This is a genomic window from Streptomyces sp. A0592 (assembly GCF_004795115.1).
GTDB classification, from domain to species: Bacteria; Actinomycetota; Actinomycetes; order Streptomycetales; family Streptomycetaceae; genus Streptomyces; species Streptomyces erythrochromogenes.
This window is the reverse complement of record NZ_SSBM01000002.1, coordinates 190,838-217,321: the sequence shown is the minus strand read 5'-3', so window position 1 is coordinate 217,321 and position 26,484 is coordinate 190,838. Positions and strand designations below refer to the sequence as shown.

Here is a 26,484-nt window from a genome sequence, read left to right as displayed (position 1 = left end):
CTCCGGGCCGGATGGATATAGGGAATCGTCGCGGTCCGGCGGGCCGCCCCCGCCGTGATCGGGTGAACTTCGGACCGGCCGCCGGTGCGGGCGGAGGCAGCCGGTGTGGCGTGCCGTCCGGCACGGAATACCAAGGCGCACACCCCCGAAGAGAGGCTTCTCTCCCCCATGCGCCGTCGTTTCCTGCTCGTCGCGTCCGCCGCGGCGACCGCCTTCACCGCCACCGTGTCACTCGCCCTGACCGCACCCGCCGCCTCCGCCGGGACGGGTGGAGGCGGCCACGAACACGAACCCTGGGTGGTACGCACCGCCGCGCAGCGCACGGACGCCGAGGCGTTCCGGTCCCTGTGCGGCGAGCAGAAGGAGGGCAGGCCGGAGCGTCGTACATTCCCGCTGTTCGGCCGTGGCAAGGGCTTCACCGCGGTGCAGGACTTCCAGCACCAGGACGCGGACGGCACCGTGTTCTGGGGCGGCCACGACCCGAAGGACCCGGAGAACACCATCTCCGTGTCCGCCATCGGGGCCTGCACCGAAGGGCCGGTCACCCTCTCCGGCGTCATCACGATCGGCTTCCGCCAGTACGCGTACCAGCCGCTGGCCAAGCGGCCGGGCTGGTACGAGCTGCAGGAGATCGACTCCCTCGCCCTGCCGCCCAGCGGGGTCGGTGTCGACACGGTCGACGTCCCTGCGAAAAAGCCGCACCACCCGCACCACCCGCACAAGCCGCACAAGCCGGGGCTCCGGGCCGCCACGCCCAACGCCCCGGCCGCCATCGACATCGTCGCCGCCTACACGCCGGCCAGCGTCCAGGCGGTCGGCAGTGTCCAGGCGGTGCAGTCCCGCATCTCCTACGGCGTGAACCAGCTCAACCGGGCGCTCGCCACCGACAACGTGCCGGCCAGCGTGCACGTCGTGCACACCTACCAGACCGCGGCAACGGGCGTTGACCGCGAGAACGTCAACACCCTGCTCAGCATGATCAGCAACCCCGCGAACACGGTCCTCGGCGCCACGGCCGCCGCCCGGCGCAACCAGTACGGCGGCGACCTCGTAGCCCTGCTCGCCGGCGTCCCCTTCGAGGACAGCTCCGGGGCCGCGAGCCTGCCCGACCCGGGCCCGACCTCCGCGACCGACAGTGCCGCGTTCTCGGTCACCAGCATCGGATCCGTGACGGGCTGGGAGAACCTCGCCCACGAGATCGGCCACAACTTCGGCATGAAGCACGACCGTCTGACGATCGCCCGCCAGGGCGGTGCCACCCCCGCGGGCACGTTCAACTACGGCTGGGTCACGCCCAACGGCCAACACCGCACGCTCATGGCGTACTCCACCGCATGCCCCCAGGCGTGCAACGTGGTCAACTCGTACTCCACCCCCGAGCGCACCTGGAACGGCCAGATCCTGGGCAACGCCCAGAACAACAACGCCGCCGTCGCGCTGCAGAACGCGGACACCCTGGCCGGATACCGTTCCTCCCTCGTGACCAACCGCCGCTCCCTCACCCTGTCGCACGACCCGGTGGGCGCGGGCACGGTCCGGGTCAGCGAGTACGGTCCGTACGACCCGGGCACGCAGGTCACCGTCACCGCCGTCCCCAACCCCGGTTTCCGGTTCGACGCGTGGGCCGTGGACGGCATCGAGCTGGAGGGGACCGACCCGAACTACCAGCTCACGATGAACGCCGACCGGACCATCAACGCCCTGTTCGTCCCGATCGAACAGCCGTAGGCACCGCCCCCCGCACCCCTGGCGTCTCTTTCGGATCCTGTCGGCCGGGCCCGCGTCGTCCGGGGCCGTGGCCGGCAAGGCCGAGGGTGCCGTACGACCCGCGCGAGTCTGGTTGGCGCCGTCGGGAAGGCGTGTTGCGGTTCCGTTTCAGCTGCTGGAGGGGCCGCGCACGCCGTCCAGGTCGAGGGTGGCGACCGCGCCCCCCTCCGGAGCGTTCGCGAAGGCCAGCCTGGCGCCGAGGACGCCCGCCTGCCCGAGCGCGATGGTCAGCCCGAGTCCGTGCCCGCGCCCCCGCTCGGGGCTTCCCGTACGAAAGCGCTGTGGGCCCTCCGTGAGCAGCGCGGCGGGATAGCCGGGGCCCCGGTCCCGTACGAGGATCCGTGCGCCCGTGGCGGTGGCCTCCACGGTGACTTCGACGGGGTCGGCTCCGTGCCGGTGGGCGTTGGTGACGAGGTTGACCACGATCCGTTCCACCCGGCGCGGGTCGGTCTCCAGGATCGTGGTGGTACGGACCACCACGGCGGTCGGCGTCCCCGTGCGGCGGACGATGTCGGTGACCAGTTCGCCCAGGGGTACCGCGTCGGTGCGCGCGCGTTCGGCTCCGGCGTCGAGCCGGGAGATTTCCAGGAGGTCCTCGACCAGTCCGTTCAGGGCCCGGGCACGGTCCCGGACGAGGTCGGCCACTTCGTCGCCCTCCGGGAGAAGCCCGGCGGCGGTGGACAGCCCCATGAGCGGGGTGCGCAGTTCGTGCGCGACGTCCGCGGTGAAGCGGCGCTCGCCCTCCAGTTTCTGCTGCAGGGCGGCTGCCATCTCGTCCACTGCCGCCGACATCTCGGTGATCTCGTCGCGGGCCCGGCCACCCGGTCCGATCCGGGCGTCGAGGTCGCCGTCGGCGATGGCCCGGGCCGTACGGGATCCCCGGCGCAGCCTGCGGTTCATCGGTTCGGTGGCCAGGGCGGCGAGCGGTACCACGACCAGGAGGGCGGCGAGCACGGCCTTGACGATGCTGCGGTCCAGGAGTTGGAGGCCGCGTACCTCGGAGCTCATGTCCGTCCGGGCGACGAGTACCCGGCCGCCGTCGACGGGCATGGCCGCCCACATCCAGTACCAGTTGGGGGGTTTGCGGTCGGTCCAGGTCGCGTACAGAGCGGCCGGGTCCTTGGCGGCCAGCGCCCGCGCGAGGGGTGCGTCGAGCCGATCCGGGGTGAGGACCTCGACATCGAGCGGGGCGGTGCCCGTGCGGGTGTACTCGCGCTCCGCGGCTGCCATGCGAGCGGAGAGGCGTTCGTTCCAGGTGCGCTCGCTTCGTTCGGCCATCGCCTGGTGGACGAGGACGCCGATCACGGCGGCCACCGCGCAGCAGGCGGCCGCGGTCAGGGCGGCGATTTTCCAGCGCAGGGCGCGCGGGTTGAGGAGTGCCATGGGTGCGGCCGGCCCCTCAGCCGCGGACGAGTTTGTAGCCGAAGCCCCGGACGGTCTCGATCCGCTCGGCTCCGATCTTCTTGCGCAGCCGCAGCACGCACAGGTCCACGACCCGGGTGTCGCCCTCCCAGCCGTAGTCCCACACGTCCCTCAGGAGACGCCGGCGGTCGAGCACGGCGCCGGGAGCCGCCGCGAACTCCAGCAGCAGCCGCAGCTCGGTGGGGGTCAGCGGAACGGGTTGTCCGCGCCGGCGTACCTCCAGGCCGAGGGTGTTCACGGACAGGTCCCCGAAGACCAGCTCCCCGGGAGTCGTCCCGGCATCCGCGGGGACGGCTGCGGGGTTCGCCGGTCCGGCCCCCCGCGTCGGCGTCGTCTCCGGTTCGGCGGGCCGGAAGGTGGCGCGGCGCAGCAGCGTCCGGATCCGGGCGACGAGGACGGGGGTGTCGACGGGTTTGACGACATAGTCGTCGGCGCCCGCCTCCAGTCCGGACACCACGTCGAGGGCGTCGCCGCGCGCGGACATCATCAGGACCGGGACGAGGCTCTCCTCGCGGATCCGGCGGCACAGCCCGATGCCGTCGAGTTCGGGCAGCATCACGTCCAGGATCAGCAGGTCGTACCTTCCGGCTCGGAACGCCTCCAGGCCGTCGAGTCCGTTCTCGGCCACCGCGACCTGATAGCCGTACCGCTCCAGGGACAGCTGTACGGCGCGGCGGATGGCGGCGTCGTCCTCGACGACGAGGATGCTGACGGGGTCCGGGCCCCGGGGTGCCGACACGCCACCTACCTGCTCAGAACGGATATTTATGGAGTTCATCCTAGTCAGTGGGGCCTGCGGTGCGGTCACAGCCGGAGGGAGGCCGCGACGGGGAGGTGGTCGCTGCCGGTGGCGGGAAGGGTCCATGCGGAGGTCACGCTCATCCCCTTCACCAGGATCTGGTCGATGCGGACCATGGGGAACCGAGCGGGCCAGGTGAAGCCGAAGCCGGCGCCCGCCTCGTGCTGCGCGGAGGCCATCTGGGAGGTCACGGGTCGCAGGGCCGAGTCCTCCGCCGTCCCGTTGAAGTCGCCCATCACGACGACCCGGGCCAGCGGCTCGGCCCGCACGGCCGCGGCCAGCTTCCGGGCCGCATCATTGCGGCGGGCGGTGGTGAATCCGGCGTCCGGGGTCACGCGTACCGAAGCGAGGTGGGTGGCGAAGACCGCGACGGGGCCGCCCGGGGTCTCGACGGTGGCCCGTACGGCACGCGTCCACGGCATGATCGGCACCGCTTCCACGCCGTTCAGCGGGTGCTTGCTCCACAGTCTGACGCCGAGGGTGTCGGAGCGGTACGGGTAGCCGGCGGCAAGCTCGCGCTCGTAGGCGGGCGTGGCCTTCGAGGACATCTCCTCCAGGGCCAGCACGTCCGCGCCCGATGCGGCGAGCGCTCGCGCGGTCCCCGCCGGATCGGGATTCTCCTCGTCCACGTTGTGGCTGACCACGGTGAAGTCTCCGCTGCCGGGCCGCTCGGATCGCTTGTCGGTGAGGGTTCCGCCGAAAAGGCAGCCCCAGGCGGTCAGGGGGGCCAGGACGGCGACGGCCGCGAGCCGGGAGCGGCCTACAGCCGCCGCCAGGAGGAGGACGGGGACGCTCAGCCCGGCCCAGGGGAGGAAGGTCTGGAACAGGCTGCCGAGGTTGAAGGCCCCGTTCGGGATCCAGGTGTGCAGGGCCATCGTCAGGGCCGCGCACACGGCGCCGGCGGCGATGAGGCGGCCACGGCCGGTGGCCGGGACGGCGCGGAAGCGGCCGGCGGGACGAGGCTGCGGCGGGCCGGACGGCTCCTCTTGCCTTGTGGTCTCAGAACGGTACGGGGTGCTCAGCACGGCAATTGCCTTCCGATATCGCGTACGCCGGTGGTCGAGTACCGGCACAGCCTCGGAGACGCGCGCTTCCAGGGCGTCAGGAGGACCCTTCGAGGGCCTCGCAATTGCGTTTCAGCCGGGTATCGGTCCGGGAGGCCTGCACGAAGGACAACCGGCTGTCACGGGAAGACGGCAGATACGCGGGAGGCCGACTGCCTGGACGGGCCGCCGTCGAGCAGCTGCCCGACGGCACCGAACACCGAGTGGGCATCTGGATCAGCAACCAGAAAGCCGCTGCAACACGGTCGGCCGCGCCCGGCTCGCAGCCTTCGCCGAGGCCGGCGTGAAGTGGAAGTGGGTCAGAACGTGACCGCGCCGAACACGTCCCGCGCTGGGAACACCTGGACAATCGCTCAGCCTGACCAGGCGTTCAGCAGCGAGGCCGGAAGGTAGGGGGGTGAAGCACACCGAGCGCCACGCCTCAGAGACCCCGCCTCATGGCCGGAGCGGCCTGCCGCCGACGGAGGAAACGGGGTCGCAGAACGGTCAGGCGGGTATCGGTCAGGGCGGTCGGATCCCGATCCGGAGTCGGCTCAGTACTCACCGCTCTCGGGCGCGGCCGAGTGTCTGGGTGCGCGGGCCCGGAGCCGGTCCGCGACCAGGACGAGCTCATTCGGCACGACGTTCCTGCCCAGGATGAATCGGCCGAGGAGGCCTTGCGGCCCGGTGATGACCACGACGTGATCTTCCAAGGCCAGGTGCAGGTCTCTCCACGGGTGGCTCCACTGCGGCACGTAGCCGAATTCCCACAGCTGAAGCCGGTGCGTGGTCGTCGTCAGGGAATAGGACGTGTAGTCATCCTCCTTGAAGGGCGCAGGCGCCTGAGCTCCTTCGGGGACGATCCTGACCCTGTACTGGCCCAGTTGCCTCTCGCCTGCTTCGAGAGTGTCCCTGCGGACTTCGGATTTGCGCCCCTCCCGGCGCCCGGTCACCGCCCCGGTAAAGGCACCCGCACCGCCGACGAAAAGGCAGAACACCAGGTTGAGCCACCACGGCCAGAATTCCGTTGCGTTGATGGCTACCGGCACGACCCCTGCTGCGCCCGCCACCCCTCCCCAGGCAGCACTGCGCCGCACCCGCTTGCGGCGCGCCGCGTCAGCGTCGCCGGCGCCGACGTTTGGCCCGATCACTTCGTTCATACTCTTCCCCCCCAACCGCTGCTGCCGCAGCACCCAGTTGCTCGCGGAACACTACTTGCCCCGCGGGCGGAACGGCCCCCGAGTCGATCCGCTCCGGCGGCCGTACGCCGAGAGGCCAGGGACCTGTCCGGGTGTCGGACTGCAACGTCGACATCCGACATCGGCGGACCGATTGCGGGGTTTGGCCTCGGGATCGTGAGCAGGCGAGTCGTCACGACCAACCCGGTACTACACGAGGAGGTCCCCATGTCGGGCACCGAGAAGACCAAGGCACAGGCCGGGCGGGCCAAGGGCAACGCCCGCCAGGCGAAGGAAGACGTCAAGGACACCTTCCGCCGCCACTGAACCACCTCCTGCCGCGGCCCTGACCCCCGGCACCCGCCGGGCCCCGGCCAACACCCCTGGACGGGCCCACGCCCCGTCACGGCCGCGCTGAGCCGTCACCACCGAGGACGAGTTCAGCGAGCGAGCCGCACTACGCTCACATGCAACCGCCGGGGGGCGGGGCCTGGGGTCGTGGCCGCGGCGGAATGTGTGATCAACTGCTGCAAGGCGTACGGCTTCCGGCGCTGCGGCCGTCAGGAAGGCGCGGCGGAGGGGTGCACGTCGCCCCTCCGTCGACCTCTGCCGCGAATCGAGAAGCCCACATGAGCACGTCCCAGGTTCTTTGGCTCTTTGCGCTGATCTTCATCCCGGCCGGAACCGTCATCGGCGCGGCGGCGTACCGCAAGGTGTGGCAGGTGCGCGCTCTGGTCCGGCGGGGAACGCTGGCCCACGGGCTGGCGATCCGCCTCGCGGCGACGAAGCTGGAGGGACCGGGTGACGGCGGCACCATCACCTTCCGAAGCTCCGGCACGACCGCGTACTACCCGGTCATCGCCTGGACAACCGCCGATGGCCGGGCGATGGAAACCCGGACGGACATAGCCCGCTCCCGGGACAGGACCCTGACCGTCGGCACACGGGTCGAGGTCCGCTACGACCCCGCGAAGCCCACCCGCTGGACGCTCCCGGCCGAGAGCAGCCTCCTGTGGTGGCTCTTCGTCGGCATCGGCGCCCTCTTCGTCGTGATCGGATCGGGCTTCCTCGTCGGAGCACTGCGCACATCCGGGCTCTGAACCACGGACCCGACCCGCTCCCATGCAACCACGGGTGGCTTTGTTCACGACTTCGGGTCCTGGCACGGCTTCTGCGGTGCGGACACGCTGAGTGGACGGTTCAGGAAGTGGGTGCTCAATCGGGATCGCGAGAATGAACCGACAGCCCCTGCCCCCGGACCTCCCGCCGTGGGCCCGCCGCGTGCTCGGCGCGGACCTGTACGACCACTACGGCCAGTCCGAACTGGGCATGGCGGCCGGTCAGGCCTGGGACGTCGCGTCGGCGGCGGGCGCGGCGCCGAGCGAGGTGCGCGCCTTCCCCGGCTGGACGCTCGCCGTGCTCGATGCGGAGACGGGCCGCGAGACGGTGGGCGGGACCGGGCTCCTCGCCGTCGACGTGGCCCGCAGCCCCCTCATGTGGTTCACCGGCTACGCGGGCGGCGGCGGGCCCGCCCCGAAGGTGGGCGGGTCCTTCCTCCAGGAGGGCCGTTGGTTCGTCACCGGTGACCTGGCCGTCCTCGACGACGCGGGCCGCCTGCACGTGCGGGGCCGCCAGGACGACCTCATCGTCATGGCGGGCTACCGGATCGGCCCGACCGAGATCGAGAGCATCCTGATCGAGCACCCCGCGGTGTCCGAGGCGGGCGTCACCGCCGCCCCGGACAGCCTCCGCGGGGAGGTCGTGGAGGCGTACGTCGTGCCCGCCCCCTCGGCGGCCACCGGCCCCGCGCTGGTGGCGGAGCTCCAGGCCCTGGTGAAGACCCGGCTGTCGGCCCACGCCTATCCGCGGCGCGTCCACTTCGTCACGGCGCTGCCGAAGACGGACAGCGGCAAGATCCGCCGCGCGGCCCTGAGCGGCTGAGGCGCGGGCGGGGGACGGCGTAGTCGGAGGTCTGCTCGTGCGAGCCGGCCCGGTCCAAGGCGCGCCGGCCCTCGGCGAGAAGCCGTCCGGCAGCGGTGTGGGCCTTGCCGAACACGGCGTTCGGCCGCCGAGGGAGGGCTGGTTGCTGCTGAAGGCGGTGGCCTGGTCGGCGAAGTCGTCGGCGACGGGGAGGGCGGCGCCTTCGCGGCCATCCGCCACCGGTGCACCGCCTTCGCCCCGTCCGCGCCCCGCGCCGTCTTCGCGTACAGCGTCATCAGGCGGGCCGCGACCGACCACAGGCGGGAGTTGTCGAGCTGCCGCTGCACGGTGACCGGCGCTGCACTGACTCGCTGCTGCATGTCGGTGGCGCCCAGGCTCATGTACTCGGTGCCGCGGACGGCCGGCGGCACGTCCAGCACGACGAACAGGCACCGCAGGCAGTGACCGCCGCGCGTGCCCGCACCCCGCACCTCGCGGGAGACGTGTTCCCGGGGCAGGGCCGTGCCGTACCGGGTGTTGATCCGATCGGACCCGGACGGTCAGGGCGGAGGCGGACGAGGACGTCCACGGCCATCGTGACGGGCCGGGGGCGAGGTGATCGGCGCCCTCGGTGATCCACCGGTGGGCCCGCGCGAGGATGGCGCGCGGGCAGCGGGGGCGGCAGCCCCGGGGTCGGGGGCCGGCGTGGGCCCCTGTTCGACCTGATCATGCCAAGCGTTCGTCGTCCGGCTCGCCCTGTGGAGGGTGGCGGCGGCGCGGCCCGCTCACAAGGTGGGCAGGAACGTCTTCACCGCGCACTCGGTGGCCGCCCGCCATACCTCGGCGGCGAGTTCCGGCATCTGGGTGCGCTGCACCTCGGTGGCCAACTCGTTGAGGCGGGCCACCGCGTGCATGTCACCGGCGTGGGCGGCCAGCATCTCCTGGAGGATCCGGAAGCGGATCCGGTCGCGGAAGGTGAAGAGCTGGAGGCCCTCCTCGGCCTCGGCCGCGAGTTCGGCCGCGAGGTCGGAGTCGCCGCACTGGAAGGCCAGTTGGGCGCGGAGGAAGAGGAACTCCTGGCGGTGGCGAGGCGGTCCGGCGAAGTCCAGGACGGGCTCGACGGCGGAGAGCAGGGCCTGCGCGTGCTCCAGTCGCGGCGGCAGGCTCTGGAGGCAGAGCGAAGCTGCTCCCAGTCGCAGCCGCATCCAGAGAGTGATGTCCTCCCGGCTGTCCAGGGCATCGATCGCCTTGTCCAGGTAGCGGCGGGCCGCCTCGGTGTTGCCCTGGCGGGTGCTCACGGTCGCGGCGGTCCAGTACGCCTCGGCGGTGAGGGCGCCCCGCTCGGACGGCAGGGCTTCGAGGGTGTCGAGGCTCAGCCGCATTGCCTCGGCGACGTTGCCGAGCTCCGCCTCGGCCGAGACCAGCAGCAGCCGGCTGCGGAGCAGATCGGCGGCGGGGACCCGGACACGGTAGTGGTCGCCCAGCTCCAGGGACTCGCGGACCGCCCTGCGGGCCAGCTCCATGTCGCCGCGGCTGCGGGCGCATCGGGCGACCCGCTGCTTGGCGTAGACCTGGAGGGCCGGGCGGTCCAGTTCCTTGCTGAGCCGGTTCAGGGATTCGAGGACGTCCCACTCCTCGGGGAACTCCCCGAGGGAGGCGTGCAGCTGGGCGAGGAGGGCCAGGGCCTGCCAGCGGGTGGAGGGGTCCGCGTCAGTGGCGCGCGCGAGCGCGTCGGCGAGGAGGTCGCGCATCTCGGCGTCACGCTCGCTGTCCGGCCGGGAGGCGAGGGTGGCGACGATGTCCGAGAGGTCGTCCTCGATGCGTTCGGTGAAGATCTCGGCAGGAATGCCGAGGCGCTCCGCGAGGTAGTCGACGGCGCGTTGCGTGGGGAACCGGGCACCCGATTCCAGGCGGGAGAGGTACGCCGAGGACATGCCCGGCCCGGTGAGCTCCGCCTGGGTCTTGCCCTGCTGCAGCCTCAGCTGACGCAAGCGCCGCCCAAAGCCAGGTTGCTCCAGCATACGATCACTGCCTTCGAGGTTTTCGTCCGATGCCCCGCACAGACTTCGGGGGGGCCACTGTAGCCCCCCCGAAGCATGGTGACAAATATTGACTTGCGCTGGCAACCGGGTCTCAAAGTCTGGCCGAAGACAGCCTGAAAAGAATGGTTACGGCCAGTCGATATCGCCGGTGCCGGCGGCAAGAGTGCGCACTTCACCCGTACCGACCGAAGCCGCACCCGCAATCAGTAGAGCTGAGAATGCGAGAGCGACTATGCGGGCAACTACGGTCTTCTTCATGGGAATCCTTTGCTCAACTTCACCGATCGCCCATACCGGGGCTGCGCCAATGTACCCGGAACGGAGGCCATCAGGCAAAGGATTGACAGGCCTGTCAAGTTGCTGCCACGTCACGGGGGGGCTCAACGGGGCTTCACGGAGGGTCCACCGGCCCCGGGGTCGGCGGACCCTGCGACGCCCCCGGGTACAGATGCTGCTCGTACGCGGGGCCGTACCTGCGCTCCAGGGTTTCCAGCGAGGCCTCGGTCCACTCCGTCGCCTGCGCGATCCGCGCCCTGGAGGACACCGCCTCCGGAGCCCATGACTCCGGTTCCCACAGCTTGGCCCGCATGAAGGATTTGGCGCAGTGGAAGTACGCCTCCTCGACACTCACCACGAGGGCCAGCTGCGGCCGGCTCCCCCTGACGACCATGTCGTCGAAGAAGGGGGCCGAACGGATCAGGCGGGCACGCCCGTTGACCCGGAGGGTGTCACCCCGTCCGGGAATCAGGAAGATCATGCCCACCTGCGGGTTCTGCAGGACATTCCGCCAGGTGTCGAGCCGGCGATTACCCGGCCGGTCGGGAACGGCGAGCGTGCGTTCGTCGAGAATGCGCACGAATCCTGGCGGATCGCCGCGCGGAGAGACATCGCACGTCCCGTCCGGAGCGGCAGTCGCGATCATGCAGAAAGGCGAATTGCTGATCCATTCGGTCTCGTACGCCCGGAGAGTCGGAGTGGCCTTGCGGAACACCACCGAATTCACCGGGCCGACAAGTTCACGCAGTTCTTCCTCGGTCGTAATCTCCTCGTACTCCACGCGTCACCCGGCCACGTCCGCGGCACCGGCCGCCCTCTCGGAACCCTCCGGATGGGGCGTCGTGCCGACCCGGATGGTCGCGCATGCCTTCTCGCACAGCGCCACCGCGGCATCCGCGTCCGGGGCCACGGCGATCACCTGACCGAGCCGGTCCCAGCTCGACCGGAGCGGCCGGACCACGCTCCCCGGCTCCACCGGCAGGTCCACGTCGACCACCCCTTCCAGCGCCCGCGCCGCCTCCCGCCCCTCGACGGCGGTCACCGTCCCCGGCTCTGCGGCCAGGAATCGGGTGGCCGCCGCCTGACGCACGGCCGGCCGCTCCTCCAGGGGCGGCAGGCCCCCGCCCGGCCAGGCCACCGTGTACCGCTCGATGTCGAAGCCGGTCGCCTCCTCGACCAGGTCCCGGATGCGGTCGCCGCCCGGCCGGTTGTGTGACTCGATCACCCGCGGCCCGCGCTCCGACAGCCGTACCTCCGTGTGGCTGGGACCGCTCGCCACCCCCACCGCGTCCAGGAACGTGGTCACGCACGCCACCACGGCCGCCTCGTCCGCGGGGGTGATCCGGGCGGGCACCACGTGTCCGAGCTCCACGAAGTTGTCGTACGTCAGCTTCTCGGTGACGGCCACCACCACATGACGGCCCTCGAAGGTGAAGGCCTCCACGCTGAGCTCGGGCCCGGAGATGTACTCCTCCATCAGGAAGCGCTCCAGCGGGAAGAAGCGGGCGAACTGGTGGTCCGAGTGGCGCAGCCGCGTGACCGTCTCCCACACCTCGTCCAGCTGGTCCGGCGATTCGACCAGCTGGAGCCCGAGGCTGCCGATGCCGTCGACCGGTTTGACGATGAACGGGTAGCCGTGGCGCGCGCCGAAGCCGGTCAGGCTCTCTCGGTCACCGACCTCCGCAGCGGCGACCGAGACCGACGGTGCTGCGGCGGCCAGGTGCTGCCTCATGCTCAGCTTGTCCCGCAGCAGATGGGCCACCTCGTGGGAGACACCGCCCAGGCCGAGCAGGTCGCTGATCCGGCCGGCGGGCTCCACGCCCGCCTCCGTCGTGGTGGCCACGCTCGTGAAGCCGTACGCGCGGTGCGCGGCGGCCACCAGGGGTTCGGTCACGGACCAGTCGGTGTAGTCCACGAGCAGCGCAGCGTCCACCAGGGAGGCGTGCTCGGGGGTGAACTGACCGGGCTGTTGGAGGTAGACGACGCCGAGACCCTGTTCCTTCGCCTTGCGGATGTTCTCGATCCGGCCGCCGACGATCAGGACGCGCTGTTCGGACATGATGCTCCTTGACATGGGAAGTTCGTTGGTGCGGTCCCGTGGGGCCGGGGGTCAGGCGCCGGTGGCGGGGTCCGCGTCCCCGGTGAGGTCCACCACGGCCCCGGTGACGAGCTCCCGTGCCAGCGAACGCAGCCGGTCCGGGGTGTCGCAGTCCAGGACCGCCCATGCCAGCCGGTCCCCCGAGTCCTCGGCGGGACGCACCCGCGCACCCGGGGCCAGCCGGGCGTCGTGCCGGGCCACCTCGGGCAGGGCCCTCCAGGCGGACAGGTCGAGTGCGGCCAGCGTGCCGGTGCCGGGGGACGAGAGGAAGAGGCTGCCTGCCGCGCGCACCGGGTCGTGGCCGTCCGGCACGGCCGGCTCCTCGCCCAGGGCGAGACGCAGACACGCACCGAAGACGTCGAATCCGTGGGCTCGGGCGACGAGTTCCATGATGTGGTCGCCCGGGGTGCGGACCGCCACCTCCATGATCACCGGCTCGTCGCCGTCGACCGCCCGGAACTCCAGGTGCGCGATGCCGGTCACCATGCCGAGCGCGGCCACCACCCCCCGGCACAGCTCGTCGGCGGCCTTCCGCAGCACGGGCCGGTCCGTTCCGTGGCCCGCCTCGTGGAGCAGCTCCACGAAGTACGGCGGTCCGGTGGTCTCCTTGCGGGTCAGGTTGGTGAACAGCACCCGGCCCTGGTGCACCAGGGCCTCCACGCTGTACTCCTGGCCCTCGACGTACTGCTCGACGAGGAGCGGCCCCTCGGTGTCGCGGCGGGCGACGGTGTCCGCCCAGTCGTCCGGGGTGGCGACCCGCTCGACGCCCTGGCTGCCCTGCGAGGAGACCGGCTTGACCACGACGGGCAGCCGCTCCAGGGCCCAGTCGGTGGCCTCGGACAGCTTGCGGGTGTGGCGGTGGGCCGGCTGGGGCAGCCCGGTGCGGGCGAACTCGGCGCGCTGGAGCGCCTTGTTGCGCGAGACCGTCGCCGCGTCCAGACCGGGGCCGGGCAGCCCCAGACGGTGCTGGACCATCGCCGTGGCCAGGACGTGCGGCTCGGCGAAGCCCCAGACCGCGTCCGGGCGCAGCCGGGCCGCCAGGGTCATCGCGGGTGCCAGCCAGCTCTCGTCCCGGGCGGCGGCGGCCTCGTCGACCGGCTCGAAGTCCACGATGCACGGGAAGCGGTCCGCGAGTGCCGCGTACCGGGTGGGGGTCTCCACGATGCCCACCCGCAGCCCCAGGGTCCGGGCCGCGTGCAGATACCCCTCCGCCATGACTCCGGCGCCGACCAGGAGGGCCGTGCGCTGCTGATCGTCTGCCATCGTTGTGTTCCTCAATCTGTCTCGTACGAGGGGGGGGGTCAGCCCACCGGGAGGTCCGCGTCCAGGGCGGCCGCGCACAGCAGCCGTTCGAGGGCGGCGGTGTGCCGCACGGCCCACTCCGGCGGGTGGACGGCGGTGTCGATCTGGAGGAGCAGCCGGATCCCGTCGGCGTCCACGTCGGCGCTGAGGTAGTGGCTCGCCCGCCACGGGTCGGCGTCGGTCCACTCCGTCGCGGCGCGCGGCGCTGCGGCCGCGAGTTCCGCGGCGGTGGTCGGGCGTATGGGCAGCGCGGTCGAGCGCGGCCGGTAGTTGAGGGCCGGGGTGGCGTCGAGGTGTACGCCTCGCTCCTCCTCGACGGTCCTGAGCAGCGCAGCCAGCCGGTCGGGCGGGCCGCCGCCGGCCCGGAAGGCGCGCAGCGAGGCCGCGGCGGTCCGGCGCACCAGCTCGTGGAAGGTGGTCCCGGCCGTGTCCACGCAGCAGGGCACGGGCTGGGACAGCGGCAGGACGGCCGCGGCGGTCTCGGGCCGCAGCCGGTTCGCCGAGATCAGGTGGACCGTGCCGTACCGGGTCTCCCCCGTGCCGTCCTCGCCCGGTACGGGACCGGTCCGGGCGGCGTCGAGGGCGGCCAGGGCGGCCGTCAGGACGGTGGCGGGCGACTCCCCGGTGTGGGCGGCAACGGCGCCGACGGCGAGGTCCAGGGCGGGGGAACGGTGCCGGAGGAACCGGTACCGGGGCCCGGCCGGGGTTTCCGCCGCCGGGGGCGGGGCGGCCGGCATGCGGCGGTAGGCCTCCTCGGCGTGGCGCAGCGCGCGCTGCGCGGAGCGTTCTCCTGCCGGGGACGCCTCGGCGGCAGCCTGCTCGCGCGGTCCGCGCGGGGGGCCGCCCGGGGCGGGGGCGGTGCGGGCCACCGGATCGGTCTCCGCGATCCGCCCGACCAGGTGCGCGGAGAGGGGGACGAGCGCGTATGCGTCCACGGCGACATGGCCGAACGCCAGGGCGAGGTGGCGCGGGGCGCCGTCCTCGGTGACGAGCGCCGCGCGTAGCGGCCAGCCGTGCGTCATGTCCAGCGGCGGGGCGGTGATCGCGTCCAGGACGGCCTCCGCGTATGCGTCGGCGGTGCCGGCGGGCGCCTCGTGGACGGCCAGGTGCAGGGTGCCCCGGGCGTGCACCTGCTGGTGCGTGCCGCGGGCCGGGTCCCGGACGACCCGGCTGCGCAGCACCTCGTACCGTTCGAGCAGTTCGCTCAGTGCGGTGACGGTGTCAGCCTCGGTGGTGCCCGCGCGCAGCCGGTACAGGCGGGGCACGTTGAGTCCCCGCCCGTGGGCCCGGGCCGCGTCGACCTCGGCGAGGTAGTAGCGCTGGCTCCAGGTCAGCGGGGCCTCGGCCGTGTCACCGTCCGTGGGCGCGGTGCCGGCGGCGAAGGGGACGGGGACGGTGCGGTCCGGGGATGCGGACGGCCCGGGGGCTGGGCGGGGCACGGTGCTATGCCTCCGCGGCGGTCTCGTCGAGGGGGGACCAGGTGAAGGTGAGCGTGTCGCCGGCGGCGCGGGCGCGGGCCAGGGCCTGCTCGCGGTCGGCGCCCTCGGCGATGATCCAGGCGGCCCGGTCGCGGTTGGAGCCGTTCGCCCGGTAGTCGATGCCGGCCTGGACGCCGGGGCGCAGGTGCACCTCGTGGACTCCGTCGAGGGCCTGGGCCTGCGCCATGCCGTCGATGGCGTCGAGGTGGCCGCTGGAGCGGAGCATCAGGAAGTGGATGGCGGCGGTGCGGTCGGTGGTGAGCGTCAGGTCCGGGACGCCGCCGAGCAGTGCGGTCATGTGGAGGCGGCACATGTCGACGCCGCTGGCGATGCGTACGGCCTCGGGGATGCGGTCGCCGGCGATGCGGCCGTTGACCTCGATGACCCGTGCGTCCTTGCCGTCGGCGGTGAGTTTGAGTTCGACGTGGGACGGGCCCCAGGTGATGCCGACGGCCTTGACGGCGAGTTCGGCCTTCTCGATCAGCAGCCGCTCCTGCTCCCCGGGCAGGGCGGCCGGGAAGACGTGGCCCATCTCCAGGAAGAGCGGGGGCTCGCTGCCGATCTTCTCGGTGAGGCCGAGGACCTTGCCGTGCACGATCTCCGCGGAGTACTCGGCGCCCAGGACGCATTCCTCGATGATCACCTTCGGGGTGACAGTGTGGCCGAGGTACTCGCCGAGCCGCATGACCTCGGCGGTGATGGCGGTGACGTCGTCCGCGTTCTCGCAGCGGCGGACGAAGAGGCTGCCGGTGAGGTCGAGCGGCTTGACGACGACGGGGTAGCCGATCCGGTCGGCGGCCTGCGCGGCTGCCTCGGGTGACTCGGCGACCCGGAAGAGGGGGTTGAGGCCGGGCACCGCGGCCATGGCCTCGCGCATGGCGGCCTTGGAGCGGCAGATGGCGGCGGCGGCCGGGTCGGGCCCGGCGAGGCCGAGGCGGGCGGCGACGCGGGCGCCCATGTCGCAGTAGTACTCGTAGACGGAGGTGACGCCGACGAGTTCGCCCTGGGTGGCGAGTTCTTCGCAGAAGGCCACGATCGCGTCGGCGGAGTCGATGTCACAGGCGCGGATGTCGACGCCGAGTTCGGCGTAGTCGTGGAGCAGCGAGGGGTGCATGTGTGCTGGGGCGGTGGCCAGGATGATCGGCGTGATGCCCTGCTCCAGCAGGAAGCGCGCACAGTCCTGGCCGGCGCCGGTCCAGGGGGATTCGATGAACACTACGTAGCGGGGGGACACGGGGTACTCCGTTCGGTTGCTCTGGGAAGGCGGGGCATGTCTCAGGCGCGCAGCGTGGTGCCGTCGGCCGACGGGGATGGTGCGGGCGCGGGAAGGTCGCGCAGGGGGCGCAGGCGGGAGAGCACGAGCCACAGGACGCCGGTGCTCATGCCGATGCCGCCGATGAGGAGGGCGCCGCGGACCCCGAGCCATTCGCCCAGCGCTCCGCCGGTGACCGAGCCGAGGGGCAGGATGCCCCAGACGAGGAAGCGGACGCTGGCGTTCATCCGGCCGAGGAGTTCCGGCGGGCACAGCTGCTGGCGGATGCTGACCTGGCCGACGTTGTAGACGACGATGCCGAAGCTCATGGTGAACCAGGGTGCGGCGAACAGCAGGCTCTGCCAGCCGCTTTCGGCGAACGGGATGAGCAGTGCGGTGGGCACCGTCAGCAGGTACGAGGTCCACATGGTGCGGACTTGTCCGAACCGGCGGCCGAGGCGGCCGGCGAAGGCGGCGCCGAGTACGCCGCCGACGCCGCTGACCGCCATCAAGAGGCCGACGGCGGTTCCGGAGAGCCCCATCTCCTCGACGAGCAGCAGCATCACCAACGGGAGGGAGACCGCGTAGAAGAAGTTGTACGTCGCGGCGGAACCGGTGATGGCCCGGAAGACCGGATCGCGCAGGACGAAGCGGAGGCCCTCGCGGATCTCGGCGCCCATGCGGCGCTGCTCGGTGCGCTCCGGGGTCGCCTCGGGGGTGCTGATGCGGGAGAGCAGGAGCGCGGAGAGGACATGGGTGGCGGCCTGGACGGAGACGGTGGCGACGGCGCCGGCGAGTTGGACGAGGCCGCCGCCGAGGGTCGGCCCGGCCAGGCGGGAGACGGCGTTGGTGCTCTCCAGCCGGGCGTTGCCCTCGATGAGGTTCTCCCGTCCGACGACGACGGGGATGTAGGACTGGTAGGCGATCTCGAAGAACGCGGTGGCCAGGCCTACGAGGAGGGTGACGGCGAGCAGGCGGGTGAAGGTGACGAGGTCGAGGAGGAAGCCAATGACGATCGCGGCCATCAATACGGCGCGCAGCAGGTCGCAGATGATGAGGATCGGGCGGCGGCGGGACCGGTCGACGAGGACGCCGGCCGGCAGGCCGACGAGGAGGAAGGCGATCGTCTGCGCGGCCTGGAGCAGCCCCATCTGGAACGGGGTGGCGGACAGGGTGCTTGCCGCGAGGAGCGGGATGGCGACCCGGGTCATGTTGGTGCCGACCATGCTGACGGTCTGCGCACCCCAGAACAGCCGGAATCCGGGATTGTGCAGGAGGCTCATGCGCCGTCCTGGTGGCCGACTGTGAGGCTGCGGGTCCAGATGCCGGGGCCGGCGACGAAGGAGTTGTTGCTGCGGTTGACGCGGACGCGGCCGTCGTGGCCGTCGATGGAGCGGAGCAGTTCGAAGACGTTGCCGGCGAGGGTGATGTTGCCGGCGTTGCGGCGGGTGCCGTCGGGGCTGACGAGGACGGCGTTGGCGCCGATGGAGAAGTCGCCGGTGATGGGGTTGGAGGTGTGGGCGCCGTTGGCCTGCACCACGTGGAGAACGGTGCGGTCGGCGCGTATCTCGGTGCCGAGGTCGTCGGTGTGGCTGAGGACGAGATGGCCCGGCTGGACGGTCGGCATCTCGCCGTTGGCGCCGCGGTGGGCGGATCCGGTCGCGGGTGCGCCGGCCTCGGCGGCGGTGCGTCGGGAGGAGAGGAAGCCGCGCAGGACTCCGTCCTCGACGAGCACGGTGGGGCCGGTGGGGGTTCCTTCGCCGTCCCAGGGGGTGGGGAGCGGGGAGTCGGCGGCAGTGGGATCGTCGAGGAGGGTGACGCCCGGGGAGGCGACCCGTTCGCCGATGTCGTCCTTCAGGGGTGAGCGGCCTTCGAGGACGGAGTCGAGGAGGAAGGCGGGGGCGACGAGAGTGAGCAGGCGGCAGAACACCCTGCCGTCGACGAGGAGGTCGTCGTGGTCGAGGACGGTGGCGGGCCGGGAGGCGAGGATCCGGGCGAGGCCGACGAGTTCGGCCAGTTCGGTGCGCTCGGTGGCGTCGAGGATGCCTTCCATGGTGCGGCCGAAGAGCTGGTGGCCGATGTAGCCCGTGCCCTCGCCTCGGGCGGTGATCCGGGCGAAGAGCTGTGCGACGCCGGTGTCGTACTGCGCCGGGACGGAGCCCGCGCGGTGCAGGCGGACACGGGTGCGGTCGGCCCGTGCGCGCAGTTCGATCTCCAGGTCGCCGGTGCTCTCGGTGAGGGCGCGCAGCCGTGCGGTGGCGGCGTCGTCGATCCGGGGCAGGGGGGCTGCCGACGGGGTGTGGGAGGCGCGGTCGGTGCGGGGGGAGGGGGCCGCGTCCGCGGCGGCGAGGACGCGGCCGATGTCGAGGGCGGTGGTGACCAGGGCGGGGTCGGTGGCGCCGGGGACGTTGCGGACGGCGTAGCCTTCGTTGCCGTCGGCCCAGACGGTCAGGGCGGTGGCTCCGGAGGAGACGTCGCTGCGGCGCTCGACGGTTGCGGCCCGGCAGACCAGTTCGTCGGTCTCGTGCCAGGCGGTCCAGACCTCGGCGTCGGCGCCGTGCCGCGCGGCCTCGGCGAGGAGCACATCGCTCGCGCCGGTGGTTGCCGCGGTGTCGGTGACGTGTGCGTCGGAGGTGGTCATCGGCGGGTGCCTCCGACCAGGAGGGAGCCGACCCGGAGGGTCGGTCCGACGACTCCGACCGTGACCCACTGGCCGAACTTGCCGCATTTGGCCGCGCCGACCGCGGTGTCGTCGGCGATGGCGTCGATGTCCCTCAGCACCTGTGTTCCCGTTCCCGTGATGGTGGTTTCCTCGATGGGGTCGGTGACCCGCCCGTTCTCGATCAGATGGCCGTTGGTCACCCGGAAGGTGAACTCGCCGGTGGATTCGATGACCTCGCCGCCGCCGACGTGCTCGGCGTAGATGCCGTACTCGGTGGAGGCGATGATCTCGTCGACGGTCGAGGTGCCGGCGGCGAGGCAGGTGTTGGTCATCCGGGGTTGGGGCGGCTGGAGGGCGGTGGTGCAGCGGCCGTTGCCGCTGGAGGCGATGGAGAGCCGGGCCGCGGACTCCTGGTCGGTGAGCCAGCCGGTGAGGACGCCGTTCTCGATCAGGGTGGTGGGGGTGGCGCGCACGCCTTCGTCGTCGTAGGCGTAGGAGCCGACGGCGCCCGGGACGGTGGGGTCGTCCCGGAGGGTGACCAGCGGGGAGGCGATGGTTTCGCCCATCCGCCCGGCATACACGGAGCCGCGCAGTACTTCGTCGCCCTCCAGCGGGTGGCAGCAGGCTTCGTGGAGCAAGACCATGCCGCGGCCGCCGGCGACGACGACGGGCAGCCGGCCGACGGGCGCGGGGCGGGCCGCGAGGCCCGTGACGGCGCGCCGGGCGACCTCCGCCCCGGCGGCGTGCATGTCGATGCCGGAGAGGGGGCCGCTGACGCCGGGGGTGTAGAAGCCCGTGGAGACGCGGCCGCCCTTGCGGGCGATGACACGCACGGTGAGGTAGCTGAGCAGGCGGGTCTCGTCGTGCACGCGGCCCTCGTGGTCCACGACGCAGAGGTCCTGTTCGGCAAGTTCGAAGTCGACGACGACCTGGGCGACCGCGGGGTCGAAGTCGCGTGCGGCCTGTTCGAGTTCGCGCAGGGCGGTGAGCGCCGTGCCGGGTTCGGTCCAGGCGGGGGGGCGTCCGGTGTCCTGAAGGCCGGCGGGGGCGGTCCTGGCGGCCTTGTCGCCGAGCCGAGCCACGGTCGGGTCGAAGCCGGAGGTGGAGCGGTGCAGGAACGTGTCGCGTGTGACGTACCGGGCCGCGGTGGCCTGTCCCCACTGGACGCTGATGTCGCTGACGCGGCCCTCGGCGAGCCGGCCGCTGGTGCGGTGCCAGGTCTGCACCTCGCCGGATGCGGTGAGCTGGTCCTTGGGGCGATTCGCCCGCAGTTCGGCGGCCAGGTCGTGGCCCACCTCCCGGAGGGAGTCACGCGGGTGCATCGATGGTCTCCTTGGCGTGTCGGGACGTTCGTTCGCAGCACGGGGAAGGCCGTCAGGCCTTGGTGGACCACATCCGGAACATGTAGCGGTTGACGTCGGCGGCCAGGTCCTGGCCCATGTCGATCTCGCGGGGCGCGAAGCGGTCGTAGAACGCCGTGCGGGTGTGGAGGAAGCGGTCGTCTGCGGAGACGAGGGTCTGGCCCTGCTCCAAGCGGACGCGGTACTGCACCGAGGACTGGTCCAGCACGGCGTCGAAGAAGTCGAGTGCGGCGCGCTGTTCGTCGGTGATGGGTTCGCCGACCTTCTCGTGGGCGACCTCGATGTAGGTGCGGAAGTAGCGGACCAGGGGTTCGCCGTCGGCGGTGTAGCGGATGATCGGCGAGCGGAAGAAGCCGGTCTCCTGCGACAGCGACATGCCGCGCTTCTCGAACCAGAAGTCCTGGGTGAGGACGGCCAGGACCTCCGGGTGGCGCTCGAGGACCTCGTGGACGGGCTTGGCGTCCACGAGGATGCTCTCGCCGCCGATGTGGGCGGACTGGCCGCAGGACAGCAGCAGGTAGTCGATGGGGTCGACGTCGTTGACCGCGTCGTTGTGCATGTACGAGCCCTGCTTGGTCTGGTGGTAGCGGGCGCCGTCCTCGATGGTCTTGCGGATGCCGCGGTCGTAGACCTCGATGAGCCGCCAGCCGTCGGTGTTCTGGACCATGGGCCTGCCGAGGGCGGTGCCGAGGAGCCAGGCGTACAGCGCCTGCCCGCGCAGGCTGTCCACGCCGGCGATGCGGTCGTACACGATGAAGTGCGCGGTGTCGTCGATGACGTGACGGCTCGCGTCGACCTCCGCCGTGAAGAGCGGGACGGCGTCGAGGTCGACCTCGATCGCGTCGACACGGCCCTCGGGGAAGCGCTCGCCGAGCTCGGCGACGTACGCGGCGACCTCGCGCTGTGCCTGCTCGGAGAAGCCGTGGAAGGTCTCGGCCGGAACCTCGAGGGTGCGGGGGTGGGCGGGCGCGAGCGTGGTGCTCATTCTCTGCTGTTCCTCTCTGAGCTTCCGATAGCCCTCGACGGGCTTGGCAAGCATTGCAACATATAGGCAAGTCCCTGACAAGATCGTTGACAGCTTTGCCTCGGTCGCCCTACGTTGACTCCCGTGCCGGCCGGGCGATCAGGCTAACGGTCGGCGATAGAGCGGGAATTAACACTAGGCAGCGACTTGCCTAGAGCTTGCTCAGGCTTGCCTACAACGGCGTAGAGCGATTCGATCCACCACATCGAACGATTCAGGAGTCTCAGGCGTGCAGCGGTCCATCTATCCTTCATTTCGCTCTGTGCTGGCCGACAACGAGATTGTTCGTGTGGCGGGCGCCAACCACGCCCTCGGCGGGCTGCTCGCAGAAGAGGCCGGGTTCCAGGCCGTCTGGTCGTCCAGCCTTGAGGTGTCAGCGTCACGCGCGCTGCCCGACGCGAGCATTCTGAGCATGACCGAGTACCTCGAAGCGGCGTCCAACATCCAGAAGGCGCTGCGGATCCCGGTCGTCGCCGACTGCGACACCGGCTATGGCGGCAACCTCAACGTGGCGCACATGGTCCACGAGTTCGAGGCGGCCGGCATCACCGCGATCTGCATCGAGGACAAGCTGTTCCCGAAGATGAACAGCTTCGTCGCGGGCGGACAAACGCTTCTCGGCACCAAGGAGTTCGCCGACAAGATCCGCATCGCCAAGGCGGCCCAGGCCACCCAGGAGATGTTCGTCATCGCCCGCACCGAGGCCCTCATCAGCGGGCTCGACGTCGACGCGGCCCTCGAGCGGGCCCGCGCCTACGCCGACGCCGGCGCCGACGCGGTCCTCGTCCATTCCAAGGTCAAGACCAGGGACCAGGTCCTCGGCTTCCTCGAGGGCTGGGACTTCCGCGTTCCGGTGGTCATCGTCCCGACGACCTACCCGGACTGGCACATCGACGAGATCAAGCAGGCCGGCGTCTCCGTCGTCATCTACGCCAACCAGGGGCTGCGCGCCACCGTCAGCGCGCTGCGCGAGACCTACCGCTCCGTCTACGAAACCGGCGACTCCACGGCGGTCGAGGACTCCATCGCCTCCGTCCAGGACGTCTTCGCCCTGCAGCGCCTGGAGGCCTGGCAGAAGCTCGACGTCTGAGCGCAGGGACGGACCGTAGGGGGCGGGACGAAAGAAGCGGAAACGACTCTTGGCCATCATCTCCACAGCGGACGAACTGTTCGACAGCGACGTCTACGTCGACCTCGGACGGACACTCCGCATTCCGTTGCACCTCAAGTGCGAGGGCTTCAATTTCGCCGGCTCCGTGAAGCTCAGGGCCGCCACCTCCATGGTCGAGTCGTCGATCCGGCTCGGCCTGATCGACGAGCACTCCACCATGGTCGAATCGTCCTCCGGAAACCTCGGGGTGGCGCTCAGCGTGGTGGCGGCCGCCCGCTCCCTGCGGTTCGTCTGCGTCACCGACCCCAAGTGCAATCCCGCGACCGTCAAACTCATGCGGGCCCTGGGCAGCGAGGTCGTCGTCGCCGACCGGCCGGACGCGGACGGCAGCTATCTCACCGCCCGCAAGACACTCGTGCGTGAGCTGTGCTCCCGCAACTCCGGCTACGTGTGGCTCAACCAGTACGAGAACCCCGCCAACTGGCTCGCCCACTACGAGAACACCGCGCCCCTGATCGGCAAGCAGTTCCCCGACCTCGACGTGCTGTTCATCGGTACCGGCACCGGTGGCACCCTCACCGGCTGCGTCCGCTGGTTCCGGGACAACCGTCCCGGAGTCCGGATCGTCGCGGTCGACACCGTGGGCTCGGTCAACTTCGGGATGCCCGCCGGCCCCCGGTACCTGCCGGGGCTCGGCGCCAGCGAGCCGATGCCCCTGGTCGAAGCCACCCCGATGGACGAGGTCGTCCGGGTCCACGAACGCGACGCCGTGCGGATGTGCCGTCGCCTCGCCAGACACGGCTTCCTCATGGGCGGCTCCACCGGGACCGTCGTCAGCGGTGCCGCCGGCTGGCTGGACCGGCACGATCCGGCCGCCACCCTCACCTCGGTGGCCATCTCCGCCGACATGGGCGACCGCTACATCGAAACGGTTTACGACGACGCCTGGGTGCGGAGCACCTACGGCGACCTCGACAAGGAACAGGAAGAGAGCAATGGCTGAGCAGCAGGGCGGTCCGCCGCAGTTCTCCGTCGTCCCCGGCGCGGCGGTGCACCGAAGCCTCGAAGGGAACCGGGCCGAGATCATCGACCTGGTGGAGGCCGCCTACCGCCGCCACGGCCAGGGCGGCACCGTCAACCCTCCCTCGTACTTCCTGCGCTTCCCCGACCGGCCGACCGCCCGCATCATCGCCCTGCCGGCCTCGATCGGGGGCACGGACGGCGCCGAGGGCACGGACGGCGTCGACGGCATCAAGTGGATCTCCAGCTTCCCCACGAACCTGGAGCGGGACATCCCGCGCGCCTCCGCCGTCCTGCTGCTCAACGACCCGGCCACCGGCTACCCCTACGCCTGCCTGGAGGGGTCCATCATCAGCGCGGTGCGCACCGCCGCGTCGGCCGCCGCCGCGGCCCGGCGGATCGCCGCCCAGCGCGGCTCCGCGCCGCGCCGGATCGGCTTCTTCGGAACCGGTCTGATCGCCCGGTTCGTCCAGGACTACCTGGCCGAGCTCGACTGGGACGTCGACGAGTACCACGTCTTCGATCTCAGCGACACGTACGCAGCCTCGTTCGCCCGGCAGGTCCTGGAGCCCACCGGCCGGCCGGTCCGCGTCCACGACTGCGCCGAAGACCTCGTCCGCTCGTGCGACCTGATCGTCTTCGCCACCACCGCGGCCACACCCCACGTGAGCGACCCGGCCTGGTTCTCCCACAACCCGCTGGTCCTGCACGTCTCGCTGCGCGACCTGGGCACCGACGTGATCCTGGACAGTGTCAACATCGTCGACGACGTCGAGCACGTGCTGAAGGCCGACACCTCGGTGCACCTGGCCGAACAGGCCACCGGCAACCGGGACTTCCTCGACGGGACGCTCTACGACGTGCTCACCGGCGACGTGACCGTCCCCGCGGACCGGCCCGTGGTCTTCTCCCCCTTCGGCCTCGGCATCCTCGACCTCGCGGTCGGCGCCCACGTCCACCGCAGGGCCGTCGCCGCCGGAGAGGCCGTCCCCATCGGCGGCTTCTTCCACGAGCTGGACCGCCACCAGAGCGCGGGAACGTCATGACGACCGCACCCACCACGCCCACCACGCCCGCCGGGCCGGAACTCGCCCCGCTGCCGCTCGCCGAGGGCGCCGCGGCCCGGGCCACCGAGCTCTGTCTCGGCCGCAGCGCGCGGTTCGACACCGGCACCGGCGTGCTCCACCACGTCGCACGGTTCGCCGAGACCACCCCGCACGCGCCCGCCGTCATCGACGGCGACACCACGCTCGCCTACCCCGAGCTGCTGTCCCGCGCCGCCCTCTTCCGGGCCGCCCTGGTCTCTGCCGGATGCGGCGCCGGCAGCGTCGTGGCCGCCGTCGGCGACCGCTCGGCGGACACGATCGCCGCCTTCCTCGCCCTCGAAGGGCTAGGCGCCGTCTACCTCCCCCTCGCCACCGACTGGCCGGCGCAGCGGGTCACCGAGGTCCTCGAGCGCAGCGCGGCGGGCTTCCTGCTCGACTACTCCGGCGCCCTGGGCGGCGGCGAGACCGCGGTCAAGGCGGCCGCCGGACTCGGCACCGCCATCGTCACCGCCCCCGGCCCGGACGCCGCGGCCGCCCCGTACACCTGCGACGGCCGTGACCAGTCCCGGGAGCCCCGGTACTGCATCTTCACCTCCGGCACCACCGGCCGCCCCAAGGGCGCGGCCGTCGAGCACCGCGGCATGGTCAACCACCTGTGGGCCAAGGTCTCCGACCTGGAGCTGTCGGCCGGCGACCGGCTGGCGTTCACCGCGCCCCTGGTCTTCGACATCTCCATCTGGCAGATGCTCGCCCCTCTGCTCGTCGGCGGCGCCGTCGTCGTCGTGAGGCAGGAGGACCTCGGCTTCCCGCGCCGTGTGCGGACCGTCCTGGAGCGCACCGGTGTCACCGTCGTCGAGCTCGTGCCCACCGTGGTCGGCTGGCTCGTCGGCGAAGCCGAGCGGCGGGCCCCTGTGGTCCCCGCCCTGCGCTGGCTGATCTCCACCGGCGAGGAGCTCCGTCCCGAGCTGGCGGCCCGCGCCCTCGCGGCCCTCCCCCACGTACGCCTCCTGAACGCCTACGGGCCCACCGAGTGCTCCGACGACGTCACCCACCACGAGGTGACCGCCGCCGACACCACCCGGCCCCGGCTGCCCGTGGGGCGGCCCGTCGACAACGCCCGGCTCTACCTGCTGGTACGCGACGAGGAGGAGGGCCCCTGGCGGGCCGCGGACCGCGGCGAGGCAGGAGACCTCTTCGTCGGCGGTGTCGTCGTCGGGCTCGGCTACGTCAACGACCCCGACAACAACGCCCGCGCGTTCTTCACCGACCCACTCGACCCCGACTCCCCCACCGGCCGGCTCTACCGCACCGGTGACCTCGCCCGCTTCGAGGACGGCGTCGTGCTCTACCTGGGCCGGGTCGACCGCCAGGTCAAGGTCGCGGGGGTGCGCATGGAACTCGACGAGATCGAGGCCGTCCTGCTGCGCCACCCGGCCGTCGACCGCGCGGCCGTCACCGTGCCCGTCGTCGACGGACACCCCTCGCTCGCCGCCCACTACACGGTGAGAGAACCCGTGACGCCCGAGGAGCTCCGCGCCCACCTGGCCGGTGCCCTCCCCGAGGCGATGGTGCCGCGCCGGCTCACCGAGCTGGACGTGCTCCCCCTGACCCCCAACGGCAAGACCGACCATCGTGCGCTGCGGCAGCTCACGCAGGACGGCACGTCCCTCGCAGAGGTGTGAC

21 protein-coding genes are annotated in these 26,484 nt (G+C 71.7%); 7 read left to right on the top strand and 14 right to left on the bottom strand.

Annotated elements, in window-relative coordinates; genetic code table 11:
- Window positions 1-168: 168 nt before the first annotated feature.
- Window positions 169-1,728, top strand: coding sequence for a M12 family metallo-peptidase (locus E6U81_RS04145; RefSeq protein WP_136228690.1), 1,560 nt, complete (start codon window positions 169-171; stop codon window positions 1,726-1,728).
- A 147-nt stretch (window positions 1,729-1,875) separates the two neighbouring features.
- Here E6U81_RS04145 and E6U81_RS04140 read toward each other — a convergent pair whose 3' ends face one another.
- The 4 genes from E6U81_RS04140 to E6U81_RS04125 form a co-directional block, all read right to left on the bottom strand.
- Entirely contained in the window at window positions 1,876-3,150 is a 1,275-nt protein-coding gene (locus tag E6U81_RS04140) for a HAMP domain-containing sensor histidine kinase (RefSeq protein WP_136228689.1), read from the bottom strand.
- A 16-nt stretch (window positions 3,151-3,166) separates the two neighbouring features.
- A complete protein-coding gene (cseB, locus tag E6U81_RS04135) occupies window positions 3,167-3,967 on the bottom strand; it encodes a two-component system response regulator CseB (protein ID WP_136228688.1) in 801 nt (266 codons plus the stop codon).
- Window positions 3,968-3,993: 26 nt separating this feature from the next.
- Entirely contained in the window at window positions 3,994-5,013 is a 1,020-nt protein-coding gene (locus E6U81_RS04130) for an endonuclease/exonuclease/phosphatase family protein (protein WP_240803617.1), read from the bottom strand.
- 572 nt (window positions 5,014-5,585) lie between these two features.
- Window positions 5,586-6,191 (bottom strand): hypothetical protein, encoded by a 606-nt coding sequence (locus E6U81_RS04125; RefSeq protein WP_136228687.1) that lies wholly within the window; start codon window positions 6,189-6,191, stop codon window positions 5,586-5,588.
- A 647-nt stretch (window positions 6,192-6,838) separates the two neighbouring features.
- On the opposite strand from E6U81_RS04125, the gene E6U81_RS04120 reads away from it, so the two are divergent.
- Window positions 6,839-7,309, top strand: a complete 471-nt coding sequence (locus E6U81_RS04120) for a DUF3592 domain-containing protein (RefSeq protein WP_168714546.1) — start codon at window positions 6,839-6,841, stop codon at window positions 7,307-7,309.
- Window positions 7,310-7,442: 133 nt separating this feature from the next.
- The gene (locus tag E6U81_RS04115) at window positions 7,443-8,150 is read left to right on the top strand and encodes an AMP-binding protein (protein WP_136228685.1); all 708 of its coding nucleotides are present in this window, start codon (window positions 7,443-7,445) and stop codon (window positions 8,148-8,150) included.
- A 764-nt stretch (window positions 8,151-8,914) separates the two neighbouring features.
- Here E6U81_RS04115 and E6U81_RS04110 read toward each other — a convergent pair.
- The 10 genes from E6U81_RS04110 to E6U81_RS04065 all read right to left on the bottom strand — a co-directional run bounded on the left by E6U81_RS04110 (window position 8,915) and on the right by E6U81_RS04065 (window position 21,585).
- Complete coding sequence (locus E6U81_RS04110; protein ID WP_168714545.1) at window positions 8,915-10,120, bottom strand: helix-turn-helix transcriptional regulator; 1,206 nt, start codon at window positions 10,118-10,120, stop codon at window positions 8,915-8,917.
- A 442-nt stretch (window positions 10,121-10,562) separates the two neighbouring features.
- Window positions 10,563-11,228, bottom strand: coding sequence for an MSMEG_1061 family FMN-dependent PPOX-type flavoprotein (locus E6U81_RS04105; protein ID WP_136228683.1), 666 nt, complete (start codon window positions 11,226-11,228; stop codon window positions 10,563-10,565).
- Window positions 11,229-11,231: 3 nt separating this feature from the next.
- Window positions 11,232-12,506 carry an ATP-grasp domain-containing protein gene (locus tag E6U81_RS04100; RefSeq protein WP_168714544.1) on the bottom strand — a complete coding sequence of 425 codons (1,275 nt, stop codon included), beginning with the start codon at window positions 12,504-12,506 and terminating at the stop codon, window positions 11,232-11,234.
- A gap of 51 nt (window positions 12,507-12,557) precedes the next feature.
- Window positions 12,558-13,808: an ATP-grasp domain-containing protein gene (locus E6U81_RS04095; protein ID WP_136228681.1), complete on the bottom strand. Its 1,251-nt coding sequence runs from the start codon at window positions 13,806-13,808 to the stop codon at window positions 12,558-12,560.
- 38 nt (window positions 13,809-13,846) lie between these two features.
- Window positions 13,847-15,286 (bottom strand): hypothetical protein, encoded by a 1,440-nt coding sequence (locus E6U81_RS04090; protein ID WP_136228680.1) that lies wholly within the window; start codon window positions 15,284-15,286, stop codon window positions 13,847-13,849.
- Between the two features lie 4 nt (window positions 15,287-15,290).
- A complete protein-coding gene (locus E6U81_RS04085) occupies window positions 15,291-16,559 on the bottom strand; it encodes an ATP-grasp domain-containing protein (protein ID WP_168714543.1) in 1,269 nt (422 codons plus the stop codon).
- A 41-nt stretch (window positions 16,560-16,600) separates the two neighbouring features.
- Entirely contained in the window at window positions 16,601-17,860 is a 1,260-nt protein-coding gene (locus tag E6U81_RS04080) for an MFS transporter (protein WP_136228678.1), read from the bottom strand.
- Window positions 17,857-19,218, bottom strand: coding sequence for a metallopeptidase TldD-related protein (locus E6U81_RS04075; RefSeq protein ID WP_168714542.1), 1,362 nt, complete (start codon window positions 19,216-19,218; stop codon window positions 17,857-17,859). Before E6U81_RS04075 ends, E6U81_RS04080 begins: the two co-directional genes overlap by 4 nt.
- Window positions 19,215-20,561 (bottom strand): TldD/PmbA family protein, encoded by a 1,347-nt coding sequence (locus E6U81_RS04070; protein WP_136228676.1) that lies wholly within the window; start codon window positions 20,559-20,561, stop codon window positions 19,215-19,217. The genes E6U81_RS04075 and E6U81_RS04070 overlap by 4 nt, the downstream gene beginning before the upstream one ends.
- Before the next feature lie 52 nt (window positions 20,562-20,613).
- Entirely contained in the window at window positions 20,614-21,585 is a 972-nt protein-coding gene (locus E6U81_RS04065) for a TauD/TfdA family dioxygenase (RefSeq protein WP_136228675.1), read from the bottom strand.
- Between the two features lie 301 nt (window positions 21,586-21,886).
- Between E6U81_RS04065 and E6U81_RS04060 the strand changes: the two genes are divergently transcribed.
- The 4 genes from E6U81_RS04060 to E6U81_RS04045 are packed head-to-tail and all read left to right on the top strand — an operon-like array spanning window position 21,887 to window position 26,483.
- Window positions 21,887-22,714, top strand: coding sequence for an isocitrate lyase/phosphoenolpyruvate mutase family protein (locus E6U81_RS04060; RefSeq protein WP_240803616.1), 828 nt, complete (start codon window positions 21,887-21,889; stop codon window positions 22,712-22,714).
- 49 nt (window positions 22,715-22,763) lie between these two features.
- Entirely contained in the window at window positions 22,764-23,738 is a 975-nt protein-coding gene (gene sbnA / locus E6U81_RS04055) for a 2,3-diaminopropionate biosynthesis protein SbnA (protein WP_136228673.1), read from the top strand.
- A complete protein-coding gene (gene sbnB / locus E6U81_RS04050) occupies window positions 23,731-24,801 on the top strand; it encodes a 2,3-diaminopropionate biosynthesis protein SbnB (RefSeq protein ID WP_136228672.1) in 1,071 nt (356 codons plus the stop codon). The genes sbnA and sbnB overlap by 8 nt, the downstream gene beginning before the upstream one ends.
- Window positions 24,798-26,483 carry an amino acid adenylation domain-containing protein gene (locus tag E6U81_RS04045; protein ID WP_136228671.1) on the top strand — a complete coding sequence of 562 codons (1,686 nt, stop codon included), beginning with the start codon at window positions 24,798-24,800 and terminating at the stop codon, window positions 26,481-26,483. The genes sbnB and E6U81_RS04045 overlap by 4 nt, the downstream gene beginning before the upstream one ends.
- Window position 26,484 lies beyond the last annotated feature (1 nt).